The organism is Priestia sp. YIM B13552, assembly GCF_042787775.1.
Taxonomy (GTDB): Bacteria; Bacillota; Bacilli; order Bacillales; family Bacillaceae_H; genus Priestia; species Priestia megaterium_E.
Map to the genome: position 1 here is coordinate 579,417 of NZ_JBHZOU010000002.1, position 14,722 is coordinate 594,138.

Annotated in this window: 11 protein-coding genes; all 11 read right to left on the bottom strand. The window is 39.1% G+C overall.

Annotated features, from left to right (window positions below):
- Positions 1–58: 58 nt before the first annotated feature.
- The 11 genes from murD to ACFX40_RS09045 all read right to left on the bottom strand — a co-directional run bounded on the left by murD (position 59) and on the right by ACFX40_RS09045 (position 14,715).
- Positions 59–1,408, bottom strand: coding sequence for a UDP-N-acetylmuramoyl-L-alanine--D-glutamate ligase (murD, locus tag ACFX40_RS08995; protein WP_028410767.1), 1,350 nt, complete (start codon positions 1,406–1,408; stop codon positions 59–61).
- Positions 1,409–2,383: a phospho-N-acetylmuramoyl-pentapeptide-transferase gene (gene mraY / locus ACFX40_RS09000; protein ID WP_013058961.1), complete on the bottom strand. Its 975-nt coding sequence runs from the start codon at positions 2,381–2,383 to the stop codon at positions 1,409–1,411.
- Between the two features lie 61 nt (positions 2,384–2,444).
- The gene (locus ACFX40_RS09005) at positions 2,445–3,908 is read right to left on the bottom strand and encodes a UDP-N-acetylmuramoyl-L-alanyl-D-glutamate--2,6-diaminopimelate ligase (protein WP_028410766.1); all 1,464 of its coding nucleotides are present in this window, start codon (positions 3,906–3,908) and stop codon (positions 2,445–2,447) included.
- Between the two features lie 211 nt (positions 3,909–4,119).
- A complete protein-coding gene (locus tag ACFX40_RS09010) occupies positions 4,120–6,036 on the bottom strand; it encodes a stage V sporulation protein D (RefSeq protein ID WP_013084856.1) in 1,917 nt (638 codons plus the stop codon).
- A gap of 69 nt (positions 6,037–6,105) precedes the next feature.
- On the bottom strand, positions 6,106–8,364 hold the full coding sequence (locus ACFX40_RS09015) for a penicillin-binding protein (protein ID WP_098333981.1): 2,259 nt from the start codon (positions 8,362–8,364) through the stop codon (positions 6,106–6,108).
- A gap of 5 nt (positions 8,365–8,369) precedes the next feature.
- Positions 8,370–8,729 carry a cell division protein FtsL gene (ftsL, locus tag ACFX40_RS09020; RefSeq protein ID WP_028410764.1) on the bottom strand — a complete coding sequence of 120 codons (360 nt, stop codon included), beginning with the start codon at positions 8,727–8,729 and terminating at the stop codon, positions 8,370–8,372.
- A gap of 33 nt (positions 8,730–8,762) precedes the next feature.
- A complete protein-coding gene (gene rsmH / locus ACFX40_RS09025; protein WP_028411477.1) occupies positions 8,763–9,698 on the bottom strand; it encodes a 16S rRNA (cytosine(1402)-N(4))-methyltransferase RsmH in 936 nt (311 codons plus the stop codon).
- 334 nt (positions 9,699–10,032) lie between these two features.
- Positions 10,033–11,658, bottom strand: a complete 1,626-nt coding sequence (gene bshC / locus ACFX40_RS09030; protein WP_377254802.1) for a bacillithiol biosynthesis cysteine-adding enzyme BshC — start codon at positions 11,656–11,658, stop codon at positions 10,033–10,035.
- A gap of 90 nt (positions 11,659–11,748) precedes the next feature.
- A complete protein-coding gene (locus ACFX40_RS09035; protein WP_028410761.1) occupies positions 11,749–12,132 on the bottom strand; it encodes a DUF3397 domain-containing protein in 384 nt (127 codons plus the stop codon).
- Position 12,133: 1 nt separating this feature from the next.
- Positions 12,134–13,015 (bottom strand): 2-dehydropantoate 2-reductase, encoded by an 882-nt coding sequence (locus ACFX40_RS09040; RefSeq protein WP_263033763.1) that lies wholly within the window; start codon positions 13,013–13,015, stop codon positions 12,134–12,136.
- Positions 13,016–13,173: 158 nt separating this feature from the next.
- Positions 13,174–14,715: an acyl-CoA carboxylase subunit beta gene (locus tag ACFX40_RS09045; RefSeq protein ID WP_263033762.1), complete on the bottom strand. Its 1,542-nt coding sequence runs from the start codon at positions 14,713–14,715 to the stop codon at positions 13,174–13,176.
- Between the last annotated feature and the right edge of the window lie 7 nt (positions 14,716–14,722).

Here is a 14,722-nt window from a genome sequence, read left to right on the forward strand (position 1 = left end):
CACACACCTCTAAAAATAGATTAGGGCTAGTGTATTTTCTAGGTGTTTAGACAAGCCCTTATTTCAGTTTATGCACAGATTCAATAAAGATGTCACCACGTTCTTCAAAAGTTTTAAATTGATCCCAGCTTGCACAAGCAGGAGATAATAAAATAACATCTTCTTCATCTGAACAAGCATATGCTTCTGAAACTGCTTGTTTAACATTATCGACACGTTTTACAATTTGTATTCCCGCTTCTTTTGCTACGCGTTCAATTTTAGGAGCCGTTTCACCAAACGTAATAACAGCTTTCACATTTTTAAACTCTTCTTTTAAATCATCAAACTCATTGCCGCGATCGAGTCCGCCTGCAAGTAAAATCGTCGGCTGCGAAAAAGCGGAAAGAGCTACTTTTGTAGCAAGCATATTCGTAGCTTTAGAGTCATTATAAAACTTACGTTTATTGATTGTCGTGACATATTGAACGCGGTGTTTAACACCAGCAAACGTTGTGAGCACGCGGTAGATAGCTTCATTTGAACAGCCGTACAGCTTCACAACGGATATAGCTGCTAAAATGTTTTCTTGATTATGTTTGCCTGGCAGCACCACATCTTTTAAGGACATCACTTCTTCATCTTTAAAGAAAATGGTTTCGTTTTTAATATACGCTCCTTCTGTCGTTTGAGCTGTAACAGAAAAAGGTACTTTTGTTGCTTTAACGTCTGCACTAGCTTTCATCACTAGCTCATCATCCGCATTAATAACGGCAAAGTCTTCACTTGTTTGATTGTTAAAGAGATTTGCTTTCGCTTTGATATATTCCTCTTTTGTGCCATGATAGTCTAAGTGAGCATCAAACAAATTCAATAATAAAGAGATTTTCGGACGGAACTTTTCAATTCCCATCAGCTGAAAAGAAGAAAGCTCCGTTACAATTACATTGTCCTTTGTTGCTTTTTGCGCCACTTCACAAGCTACTGTTCCAATATTTCCAGCAATCAACGGCTGCTTTTGATCTTCTTCTAACATTTTATAAATTAGCGTTGTTGTTGTTGTTTTCCCATTGCTTCCCGTAATTCCGATAAAAGGCGCTTCGCTAATTTCATAAGCCAATTCTACTTCTGTTAAAATCGGAATATTTCGCTTTAATGCTTCTTGCAATAGAACATTCGAATACGGAATCCCAGGGTTTTTTACAATAACATCCGCTTTGTCTAAAAGCTCAAGCGGATGATGTCCACACACAACTTCAATGCCCGTTTTTTCTAATTCCTGTGCTGCTACGTTCTCTTCGTACGGTTTTTGATCATTAACGACTACTTTAGCACCAAGCTGTTTAACTAGCTGAGCGGCTGCTAAACCGCTCTTGGCTAATCCTAAAATAAGTACTTGTTTACCTTGATACGTATTGACTGATTTCATTTAAATCCACACCTCGATATAAATTCCAAGCATTGCAAATAATAGTCCTACAGCCCAAAAAGTCATAACTACGCGCCATTCCGACCAGCCGCTTAGCTCGTAATGGTGATGAAGCGGGCTCATTTTAAACACACGTTTTCCTGTTGTTTTGAAAGATGCGACTTGAATAATAACAGATAGTGTTTCAATAACAAACACACCACCGATAATAACAAGCAAGAATTCCATTTTCATTAAGACAGCCACCGTAGCGATAGCTCCTCCTAGCGCTAAAGAACCCGTATCTCCCATAAATACTTTTGCAGGATGGGCATTAAAAACTAAAAATCCTAACACAGCTCCTACTACAGCAACTGAGAAAATAGATAGTTCAAACTGCTCTGCATTCCAGGCAAGAACTGCAAATGCACCAAAAGCAATCGCACTTGTACCAGATACAAGTCCGTCTAATCCATCCGTTAAGTTAACCGCATTTGAAAAACCAACAAGCCAGATGATAAGGAAAACAACATAAAACCAACCTAAATCGATTGGGTCTTTAATTCCTGGAATCGTCACTTCAGTTGAAAACTCAAACTGTCTTGCAATAAAGTAAAAAATAATTGAAATGACAACCTGACCTAAAAACTTTTGTTTAGATGTTAATCCAAGGTTACGCTTTAACACTACTTTTATAAAATCATCTAAAAATCCTAATAAACCAAATCCGATTGTGACAAATAATAATAGAAACGTCTTATATGTAAGTTCTGCATACTGATTGACCATAATAAGAGTTGCCACAATAATAGATAATAAAATCATGATACCGCCCATTGTAGGTGTACCTGATTTTTTCTGGTGAGATTTCGGGCCTTCATCACGAATACTTTGACCAAACTTTAATCTTCTTAAGAAGGGAATAAAAATCGGCGACAATACAACCGTAATCAAAAAGGCTACGCCGATTGTCAATAAAATTGATTGTTCTAGCACGATGTTCCCTCCTTAACTTCCAACTCATTCCGACTCATTTTGTTCTCTACCCATTTCATTACTACTTTCGCTCCTCAATCATTTTGCGTGCTACTTCTCGATCGTCAAAATCAAATACTTTTTTCCCAATAATTTGATAGGTCTCGTGCCCTTTTCCAGCAATGACAATAACATCATCTGCATGCGCTGCTTCCACTGCATAGCGAATAGCTTCTGCACGATCAGCAATCGTCACATAGTTATCTGTATCCAAACCCTCTTCCATATCTTTTAAAATAGCCAATGGATCTTCACTTCGTGGATTATCAGATGTCAAAATAGCTTGTGTACTGTATTCAGCTGCAATTCGAGCCATGATTGGTCGTTTTGTACGATCTCGATCTCCGCCACAACCAACAATAACATATATATTGCGTTTTGCGAATTCTTTTACAGTTTTTAACACGTTCTCTAAGCTGTCCGGCGTATGGGCATAATCAACGATAACCGTAAAATCTTGCTCCGCATCAACCACTTCAAAACGCCCAGACACGCCTTCTAACACTTTTATTTCCTCGACAATAACTGACAGAGGAATACCTGACACTAAACATGAAGCCGTAGCCGCTAATACGTTGTAGACGCTGAATTTCCCAATAAGCTTCATTTCTACACGAACCGTTTCTGTCGGTGTTGTCAAGTCGAACGTTGTGCCGCTGTTTGTAATTTGAATATTGGTTGCACGAATATCACTATCACGGTCAATGCCATAGGTAATCACTGTAGCAGCCGTGTTTTTAATATATTCCTCAGTTGCCGCATCATCAGCATTAAGAACAGCAAACTTAGGACGATTATGGTTATAAGCGTTTCCTAACTGTGCAAATAGCAACCCTTTCGCACGACGATAATCTTCCATTGTATGATGATAATCCAGATGATCTTGCGTTAAGTTACTAAATACCGCCACGTCAAAGTCGCACCCGTGTACGCGTCCTAAGTCAAGCGCATGAGATGATACTTCCATCATCGCTACTTCTACATTCTCCTCCACCATTTGATTAAATGTTTTTTGAAGCGTCAGCGATTCAGGCGTTGTGTTTTTCACATCATAAGACGTATCACCAATACGAATTTCAATCGTTCCAATCAGACCCGTCTTTTTACGTTGTGATTTAAAGATATGCTCAATTAAATGTGTAATCGTTGTTTTTCCGTTTGTGCCCGTTACACCAATTAAATGCATTTTTTGTGTGGGCTGATTGTAGAAAGCATCCGCTAGCACTGCCATTGCTCGCTTTGTACTCTTCACGCGTACAACGGGTACTTCTACATCCACAGGCTTTTCTGCTAAGATTGCTACTGCTCCTTTTTCCACAGCCATCTGTGCAAAGTTATGACCATCAACCGTATAGCCGTCTATACAAATGAACAGTGCTCCGGGCTTAACTTCTCTTGAATCCATTTCAATTGACGTAATATCAATATTCTGTTCAGGAAGCTGAACAAAATCATGTAAATGTGTTAGTAGTTCTCGTAAATCCATTCCTACCATGTCCTCTCTATTTGTAAAGTGAAACGTTTGTTATAAGACGCTATGGCAACTATTCTTCTTTTTCTAGCACCTAACCTATTACATTTTACAGAAAAAGAAGCCCGGAGGGAACACCCCCAAGGCTTATTTGTTGATTTCATGTTCACACGCAGAGTAACCTGCTGATTATCATGCAAGGAAGAATAGTGATTTATAGAGATTTTTATTTTCCCATATAAATTCTAACCGTTTCGCCTTCTTTAACTTTCGTTCCAGCTGCAGGAGACTGCTTGACCACTTTATCTCCTTCGCCACTCACATCTAATTTTAAATTAAGTAGCTGTTCTTGTAACTCTTTTTTTGACATTCCTACGACATTTGGTACTTTTATCATTGGTGTGTCCAGCCACGTTAACTCTTTTTCAATTTGTCCTTTACGTGGTTTAACGTCCATCACACGCAAACTGTCTTCAATCATTTTACCTACAATCGGAGCTGCTACAACTCCACCAAACTGAATAGTGCCTTTTGGGTTATCAACCGCAACATACACGACAATTTCAGGGTTATCTGCTGGTGCAACACCGATAAAAGAAACGATGTGATTATTTTTCAAATACTTTCCATTTTGAGCTTTCTGCGCAGTACCCGTCTTTCCTCCAACGCGGTACCCTTCCACAAAAGCTCCTTTTCCGCTTCCTTGTGCTACTACACTTTCAAGAGCAAAACGCACTTGCTTAGACGTTTCCTCGGAAATAACTTTTCGCTTAGCAACCGGCTTATGACTGCTTACAACTTTTCCGGTAGTTGGATCTACCCACTCTTTGGCAATATAAGGTTCATAAAGCGTTCCACCGTTTACGGCTGCTGAAACAGCAGCTACTTGTTGAATAGGCGTAACAGCAACCCCTTGCCCAAAAGCTGTTGTAGCTTGTTCAACCGGACCTACGCGCTCAAGCGGGAACAATATCCCTTTTGCTTCCCCTTGTAAATCAATACCTGTTTTTTGACCAAAGCCAAATTCTTTAATGTATTTGAACAATTTCTCTTTTCCTAAACGTTCTCCAAGCTCCACAAAACCAGGGTTACATGAGTTCTGTACAACTTCTAAAAAAGACTGCTGTCCATGTCCGCCTTTTTTCCAGCAGCGAAGTCTCGCTCCGCCAACTTCCGCGGCTCCATCATCGTAAAATTGATCTTTTAGTAAATCCACTTTCTTTTCTTCAAGAGCAGCTGCCAGTGTAATAATCTTAAACGTTGATCCGGGCTCATATACGCTCCAGATTGGAAGATTGCGATTATACACCTCAGGCTTCACATTTTTAAAATCCGTAGGATCAAAGCCCGGACGACTTGACATACCTAAAATTTCACCGTTTTTAGGATTCATAGCAATGGCAATCATACCATCTGGATTATAAGCTGTCTGAGCATTATCCAACTCACGCTCCATGATCGTTTGCACACGTGAATCAATGGTCAATCTCAAATCCAGCCCGTCCACAGGTGCTGTGTAGTCATCGGCTATATTGGGCATCTTTTTACCTTTAGCATCAGAATACAATTTAACTGAACCTTTTTGTCCTTTTAGCTCTTTATCATAATATAATTCAAGGCCTGTTAACCCTTGATTATCTACTCCCGCAAAGCCTAATACATGCGACAAATAACTTCCAAACGGATAGTACCGCTTCGAATCCTCAGCTATATATACGCCTTTTAAATTTAAATTTCGCACTTCATTTGCTTTCGCATGTGAAATTTTTCTTCCTTCAGGACGCAAATATACGCTAGAAGAAGCTTTTGTTATTTGTTCATATACTTTTTCTTTTGATGCTCCCAGCACTTTTGCTAACTTTTCAGCCGTAACAGCTGGATTTTCAACTTGTCTTGGCATAACTAAAACGGTCGGTGCACTTTTATTTGTAGCAAGTGCCACATCATTGCGATCTAGTATCTTTCCTCTTTCAGGTTCAAAAGGAATATTCCGACTCCATAAGTCTTTGGCTTTTTCAGTTAGCGTATCCCCAGTCAGCAACTGTACATATCCAAGCCTTGTATCAATAATCAAAAACACAATAAAACCGACAAACAAAACAATGGCTAGCCTTTTACGAACTGTGACTCCTGATACCCGCATATATTAGAACCTCCTCTGAATCGGCTCGTTCCAATATATGCTTGTACAGGATTCACTAGAACTTAATTTCTAGTCAAGTTGCTTATCGTCTTTTTTACTATCAGACTCACTTTTTTCCGTTTCTTTTAACTTATTTAACGTGCTTGAAAATTCTTTAGGCGTTTCAAGTTCCACTTTCAGATACGTTCCTGCTTTTAACGGATCGCCTGCTTTAATACTTTGACTTACAACATAACCATTTTCAAGTGCGCTAGGTCGAACGTTGACAAATTCGCTAAAGCGAATCACGTCGCGATGTGAAAAACCTGTTAAATCAGGCATTGTCGCTTGTCCAGTTGTCTTAATGAACACGCGCTGTCCAGTAATAATTGTATCAGCAGTCGGTAATTGGCTTTCTACCGTATCTCCTTTACCTATTACAACAGGAATAAGCCCCTTTTGTTTTAAGTCTTTCACGGTACTGTCAACTGATTCATTAACGTAAGATTTAAGCTTAATTTCTGAATCCACTTTCTTTTCTTTCGTTTCTTTCCCGTCTTTATCCTTCTTAGTAGGCTCTACACCCAAGTACTGTAAACTATTCTTCATAACTGGATTAAATACGGCAACAAGGGGTTCACTTCCTCCCTCTTGAGGCTTGAGAGTCGGGTTTTTAACGGCTACATAGACAAGCAGCTTTGGATCGTTTGCAGGCGCAAAGCCCATAAAGGAAATAAGGTTTTTTCCGTGCCCATGCAGGTAACCTCCATTTGGAGCGGGAATTTGAGCTGTACCAGTTTTTCCAGCAACATCATACCCCTCAATCGCGTATGGTTTCCCTGTTCCATTTTCTGAAGAAACAACGGTTTCTAAAATATTTAACGTCTCGTTCGCTGCTTTTTTAGAAATTGGCTGCCCCACCACGGTAGGTTTCGATTTTTTAATCGTCTTTTTATTTGTTTCATCGACTACTTGTTTAATTACGTAAGGCTTCATCATCTTGCCGTCATTTGCAATCGCAGTAGCCGCTTGAATTTCTTGAATAGGCGTAAAAGCAGACGCCTGCCCAAACGCAGTGGTTACGCGGTCTCTCGGGTACTTCGTCACTAACTTGCTAGAAGCTTCGTTTGGCAAGTCAATTCCCGTCTTATCCATAAAGCCAAACTTGTCCAAGTATTTATACAAACGATCGGTGCCCAGTTTTTCATTGGCTAAAATAGCCACCGCTACGTTTGAAGACCTTTGAATTCCTTCATTAAATGTAATAGCCCCCCAGCCGACCCCGGCGTTGTGATCGTTAATGGGAACGCTGTTTTTCGTTACTTTATAAGATCCCGACTGATAGCGATCTTCGCCGTTATAAACGCCTGCATCAATTGCGGCTGCTAGCGTAAAAATTTTCATCGTTGAACCAAGTTCATAGCTGTTTTCAACAAACGGATTACGATAAGAAGTGATATCACGAATATTCGGGTCAAATGAAGGACGGTTTGACATCGCCAAAATTTCACCGGTTTTTGGATTCACTACCGTTGCCATTAGCTCTTCTGGTTTATATTCTTTAGCTGCTGTTGTCATCGCATCCTCTAAGAACGTCTGAATTTTTTCATCAATCGTAAGCGTGACGCTGTCTCCGTTTTTAGGAGCTACAATTGACTCTTTTGGATCCGGAAGCTTAATTCCGTTTTTAGCAGCTTCGTATTTCACATATCCATCTTCTTCAGAAAGCTGCTTATCAAATACTTTTTCAATCCCCATTTTCCCTACGATTTTACCCTTATCATCTTTTTGTGCGTATCCTAAAATACTTGAAGCGAATACACCGTTTGGATAGAAACGCTTCGAATCGCGTAAAAACGTGATGCCCGGAAGATTTAGTTTTTCAATTTTTTGCTTCAGCACGTTATCAATGTCACGGCCTCCGGGGCCAAGTTCGACTTGGAATGCCTCTCTTTTAATTCCTCTCGTTAACATGCTTTCAATTTTTGATTCGTCCATATTCAATAGCGGCGCTAGCTTTTCAGCTGTCTTTTCAGGGTCTACCACGTGCTGTGGGTGTTTTTTATCTTCTGACTGCGACTCCTTCAAAATCGCCACAACCGTATAAGCACCCGTGTCTTGGGCGATCGCTTCTCCGTTTCGATCGTAAATCGTACCGCGCTGTCCTTCAATTTTAGACGTTCGCGTGTGCTGTTTTTGTGCAATTTCGGCTAAAACTTCTCCATTTGCTTTACCCGTCGCTTGGATGTAAAAGAACCTGATGGCTAATACAAAAAAGAGCAATGCAAATATTAAAATTAATATTGCTGCTCCTGTACTAATATTGCTATTTTTTCTCGACGTAGTCATCGCAATTAATCGTTAACGACTTTTACGTTATTTTCATTCAATTTTAGTCCAAGTTCTTTTGCTTTTGTCCAAATACGATCGTATGCACTTAACTCTGTTACCTGTAATTTTAACTCATTGTTTTTTGCTTCTTGCTTGTCAATCTTTCCATCGAGTGATTGCACCTCTTCACTGATGCTATAAAGCGAAGATTGATTTGAAATGATTTGCACAGACCCAAACAGCATGAGTGCGACAAACCCAGAATACACAATTTTTTCACCAACCGTGATTTTTCTTTTTGTCTTTCGAACAACTTGACGTACCGTCTTTTGCTGCTTCTGCTGCTGATCTTGCTCTCTTACTTTGTATGCTGCATTGTTCATTCTCGTCCCCTCCTCTTTGTTTAAACCCTTTTATTAGACTAATTTCTCAACAATTCGAAGCTTTGCCGAACGCGCTCGCTTATTTTCTTCTACCTCTTCTTCTGAAGGTAAAATAGGTTTTCTTGTAATGACTTTCATTTTAGGCTTAAATTCTTCTGGAATAACCGGCAGTCCATGAGGAAGCTGCGGAACCGTACTTGCATTTTTAAACGCTACTTTACAAATTCGGTCTTCAAGTGAATGGAAGGTAATAACACTTACACGTCCACCTTTTTTGATCACATCCATAGCCTGTTCAATTGCATCTTCAAATACTTGAAGCTCATCATTTACAGCAATTCGAATAGCCTGGAAAATCCGTTTTGCCGGATGTCCACCCGTTCGTCTAGCTGGCGCTGGAATACCATCTTTAATAAGATCAACCAGCTCTAGCGTTGTTTCAATTGGTTTAGACTCTCGATATGCCTCAATTTTGCGGGCAATTTGTTTGGAAAACTTTTCTTCTCCGTATTGGAAAAAGATTTTCACAAGTTTTTCATAAGGCCATTCATTTACTACGTTGTACGCAGAAAACTTTGAGTTTTGATCCATGCGCATATCGAGCGGGGCCTCATGATGAAAGCTGAACCCTCGCTCTGGTGTATCCAACTGAGGAGACGAGACGCCTAGGTCAAACAATACTCCATCTACTTCTTCAATTCCATGTTTCATTAGCTGCTCTTTTAAATAGCGAAAATTACTTTTGATTAGAATAACTCTGTCTAGATACGGAGCTAATTTTTCTTTTGCATTTTCAAGAGCAACATCGTCTTGATCAAACGCAATTAATTTCCCTTTTTCTGATAGCTGTTTTACGATATATTCACTATGACCTGCTCCGCCAAGCGTGCAGTCGACATATACTCCATCCGGTTTAATATTTAAACCTTCCGCTGCTTCTTTAAGCAAAACAGTTGTGTGATTAAACATTATGACACCTACTTCTTTCTAAACTACTTAGTTATGTATACAAAAAGCAAAAAACGGTGTTTTTCTTTGATATATATACACGTTTATATTATATATCAAAGTTCAACATTATTTCAGCTATTTATATAAGAATTAAGTAGAATTTTGTCTTTTTGTCACAAATAGTGTCATTTTGTTAAAAGTAGGACATATTCGTAGAATAAAATGTAAGGAATATAAGGTTTTTTTATGCAATTAGAAATAAATACCTTATAAGGATCCAATTGGTTGACATTCACCTTGTAAACTTGTTCTCTTTTCCAAAATAAAAATCCTGCTTTTCAGCAGGATTTTATTAGACATAGCAGACTTTTAACTGGTGATTTAATTCGACTTCAGCACTTAGTAAATCTGACACAAATTGCATGCCATAGCCATTTAAATAATACATAATATTCCACATGCGTTCTTGTGGAGCATTGTAGGGACGAAGAGCAAGTTCAATTTGAGCATATTTTGAATGCTTCACATCGTGCTTAATTAGCTGTTTGGATTCGACAATCTTTTGAATGGTTTCAAACTGCTTTTGAATAATCGCTCGATTTTTAAGCATGACTTCATCAAATGTTTTGTCTTCTTTTTGAATATTTTCACGAAGAGTTTTATGAATTTTTTCAAAATCTTCTTTCGCTTTTTCAAAATACATTTCGTACGGGTTGTGAACTTCTGTCTTAAGCCAGTGCTCCCTCTCTGCATCTACGCCTTCGTTTATTACGTTCGAAAGGTCTAACTGAAGTTCATCCATATACTTTTCGATATGTCTTTCTACGATTGCATAGGATAACCTCGGAACCACGGGAGGCATTTTAAAGCTAAATAAAGAAAATGCTTTTTCAAGCTCTGCCCAATACGCTACTTCCCCGGGACCTGCAATAAACGCAAGGGTAGGAAGTAAGTACTCCTGCATAAGAGGTCTAGTCACAACGTTGTTACTAAGAAGCTCTGGCGTTTGTTTAGCAATTTGAACCAGCTCTTCTTTAGACAGCGCGAGTTCATTTTGCTTTCCAACAAACTGCTCTTGCTCTGCATCTCTTTCTAAAAGTACTCTGTTTTCGTTGTGTGAATAAAAGAGATGGGCCGTTTCTTTTCCCACTTCAATCATTCGTTTGTACTGTTTTTGAAGCTCTGTTTGCTGTTCCATAACGGCTGACGATAATTTGTCATTTTGTTCAATTAACGTCACAAAGAAAGAAGATTCAATGCTGCGCACTTCTTTAGAAGCTGCATCCATTAAAATAAGACCTGACTCTGCGAACATTGTGGTAACCAAATGAGCAAAGAAATCGACATAGGTACGTGATTTATCTAACGCCTCTAAAACAAAGTGTAATACCTGGTTTGTATGCGCCGTTTCGTTAAACGTTTGAAAAACATCACGAACCCAGCTTCTACAGGCTTCATGGTCTAGCTCGATTTGAGAAACCATTTGCTTTTTCTTTAAAGAATGCTTTAACGTTTTCTTTAAAAGCTGGTTTTTATGCTCTGTGTATACATGGTTGATCTCAGCAAAATCATGATCTTCTCCAGCAATCCAAAATACCGGAAGCACGGGCACGTTTAAAGCTTCCTCTTGTTGTTTAGCTAGCAGCACAATTGAAATCACTTTATGAATGGTGTACAAAGGACCTGTAAGCAGCCCCGCTTGCTGACCGCCAACGACTACTACGCTGTTAGGATCTTTTAGCTTTTCAATATTTTCAATCGTCTTAGAAGATGCTCCGTAGCGCTTATTAAAATCAAGCAGATACTCAGCAAGCTGTTCTCTTGGATAAGACTGCTTTTGAACATCCGCTAAACGTTTTTCATATACGTCTTTTTCGTGTATATTATAATGAAAAAAGGAAAGTGCTTGCTTTTCACCTTTTATGTAATCGTTCGTTAGTTTGTTTCCCGCCTTTAAAGAGACGTCTGTAATCTCCATGAAAGAACTTCCTTTCTTTTCCTAATACTTATATTCTCTACATATAGCTTCATTATCCATAATGTAACTGCTCACGTCTAGTAACATGCTTTACAGAGAGGAAATGCGAAAAGCGATTCCACCTATATTTAATACAATATGTGCAATAAGAAACAAAACGAAATTCATCCGAAAGAACCCTTTCGCAATAAGCTTCATTTCTAAGTCATGTTTGACTTTCCAATGTACAAACATCATAATCATTGCTACAACTAAAAGGACTAGCACAATCAACCACAAAAAAGAGTGCCCGAAAATTTCTACAGCTGCATAATGCACGGACAAAATAAGAAAAACCGTAGTAATGTACGTTGCTATGTGGACAGATTTCCTTTTATTTTTCGTCAGTTTGCGTAAAAGCATGTATAGAATAAAAAAACCAACGAGCGGCAGAGTGACAAACGTCGCAAAAACTCCAGCAATAAAACTTCCCATGTTAATCACCCTTTTCTTCTTCGATTCCTTTTATTGACCCATATAAAAAGTCAACAATAGGCGTCGACGTTCTTTTTTCAGCAGCTTGTGTTTGAATATAGCCTAAAATAGCATCAATTTCTGTTTGCCGCCCCTCCTGTATATCTTTTAGCATAGAAGATTGATTTGTACTCGTGCGCGAACAAACCCCCAGCGCATTTTCCCAATAATTAAAAGCTGAATCCAGTTTTAACACAGCGGCAATCTCTTCAAACAATAGACGCATCGTTTTATAAAAGTAGCCGTTATGAATCAGCTGCCCATTTTTTACCCGATACAGCGCCGTAAGAGGATTGATGAGCGCATTTACAACTAATTTCTTCACCAGCATCGCATACCAATCTGTTTCAATCACCCAAGGAAAATTCACAATTGGCAAGATAGACTCCATTTCTCCTCTGTACGAAGCAATACGGGTTGTTCCTATTCCTGTATGATGGACGCTATCCATATTTGTACGCATTGCCCCGTGTTCAACTGTACCCAAATAGAGAGTGCGCTGCGGGAGATTTTTAAGAATTTCAATATGGCTCATACCGTTTTGGATAAACAAAAGGGGAGTATGTATAGTAAGGGTTTTGATAAAAGGAATAATCTCTTTTAAATGATACTGTTTTACAGTAATAATGATTAAATCTGCTTCTTTTACGTTTTTTTCCAGAGGGATAGCACTGACTTTTTTAGTGTGATGTTCCCCTTGTCTATGTAAGGTAATTCCATTATCGTTAATGCACTTTGCTTGAGTTTTTGTTTTCGTATACAAGGTTACATCATAACAATCTGATAAATACGCGCTAAACAACAGACCTAATGATCCGCCTCCAATAATACCTATAGTTTTCATCGTATTTTTTGTTCCTCTTTCCATTATTGAGTTTCATTTTAGCAAAAAAATGCTTTGAATTAAATGCATTCTTAAAATTTCACCTATTCATATAGCCCGTGTGATTAAAAATCACCGGGCTTATTGTAAATTATTTAGAGTGATCCCGTTTTTTTCTATTATACGGGATACACCGGATGTTTACGACGGCTAAAGGTCACATTCTTTGTTTCATATAATCGAAAGCGGTTAATTAAAGTTCGACGCAGTTCGTTAGCAGGAACGATGTCGTCAATAATAAGTTCAGAAGCCAGCGTATAGATATCGATGTGTTCTTTATACTCCTGCTGTTTCTGTTTAACAAACATAAACCGCTCTTTCGGATCTTCAATTTCATTAATTTTATTAGAATAGACGGCATTTACTGCCGCTTCAGGACCCATTACGGCAATTTGAGCAGTAGGTAATGCAAGGCAGCAATCCGGTTCAAAAGCTGGACCAGCCATAGCGTAAAGCCCTGCGCCATAAGCTTTGCGCATAACTACGGAAATTTTAGGAACTGTAGCTGAACTCATCGCTGCAATCAATTTTGCTCCATGTCTAATGATGCCTGCTCTTTCTACTTTGGTTCCAATCATAAATCCAGGTACATCCGCTAAAAATAGCAAAGGAATATGGAAGGCATCGCACAGTTGAATAAATTTTGCGCCTTTATCTGCTGAATCTACAAACAGCACTCCTCCTTTGACCTTCGGCTGATTGGCAATAATCCCTACTACTTTTCCATCTATTCGTGCAAGCCCTGTTACCAATTCGGCGGCAAACAGTTTTTTCACTTCAAAGAAGCTCCCTTCGTCAATAAGGGTATCAATTGCTTCATAGATATCAAATGGAACATTTTGATTCTCTGGAATTAATTCTACTAAATCCTTTGTCTGCTTAGGCTCTTTAGCTTTTTGTACTTTAGGCTTCTCTTGATAGTTTTGTGGAAAGTAGGTTAAATAAGATTTGGCATACGAAATAGCTTCTTCTTCAGAATAAGCTAACACATCTCCACATCCGCTAACGCTGCAGTGCATATGTGCTCCTCCCATTTCTTCTAGCGTAACCTTTTCTCCAATAACAGCTTCGGCCATACGCGGCGAACCTAAGTACATAGAAGCGTTTCCATCTACCATCACAACAATATCACAAAATGCAGGGATATATGCCCCTCCAGCTGCTGACGGACCGAAGAGCAAACAAATTTGAGGAATGACGCCGGAAAGTTTTACTTGATTGTGAAAGATCCGTCCAGCGCCTCGGCGGTTTGGAAACATATCTAATTGATCCGTAATACGCGCTCCTGCAGAATCCACTAGGTACAGCAAAGGCACATGCAGTTTTTCTGCTACTTCCTGAATCCGAATAATTTTCTCTACTGTTCTGGCCCCCCAAGACCCTGCTTTTACAGTAGAGTCATTAGCCATTACACAAACCGTTTCACCGTTTACTTTCCCAATTGCAGTTACAACACCGTCTGCCGGCAACCCTTCGGCTTTATTATTTGCAAACATGCCGTCTTCTTCATATTTCCCGTCATCAAATAAAAGGGCTAAACGATCTCTTACAAAAAGCTTCTGTTGTTTTGCAAGTTTCTCTTTGTACTTCTCCGCGTTGCCACGCTCTACTTTTTGACGATTTTCATCATATTTTTTCTGAGATTCACCTGTATGTATCATGATATCT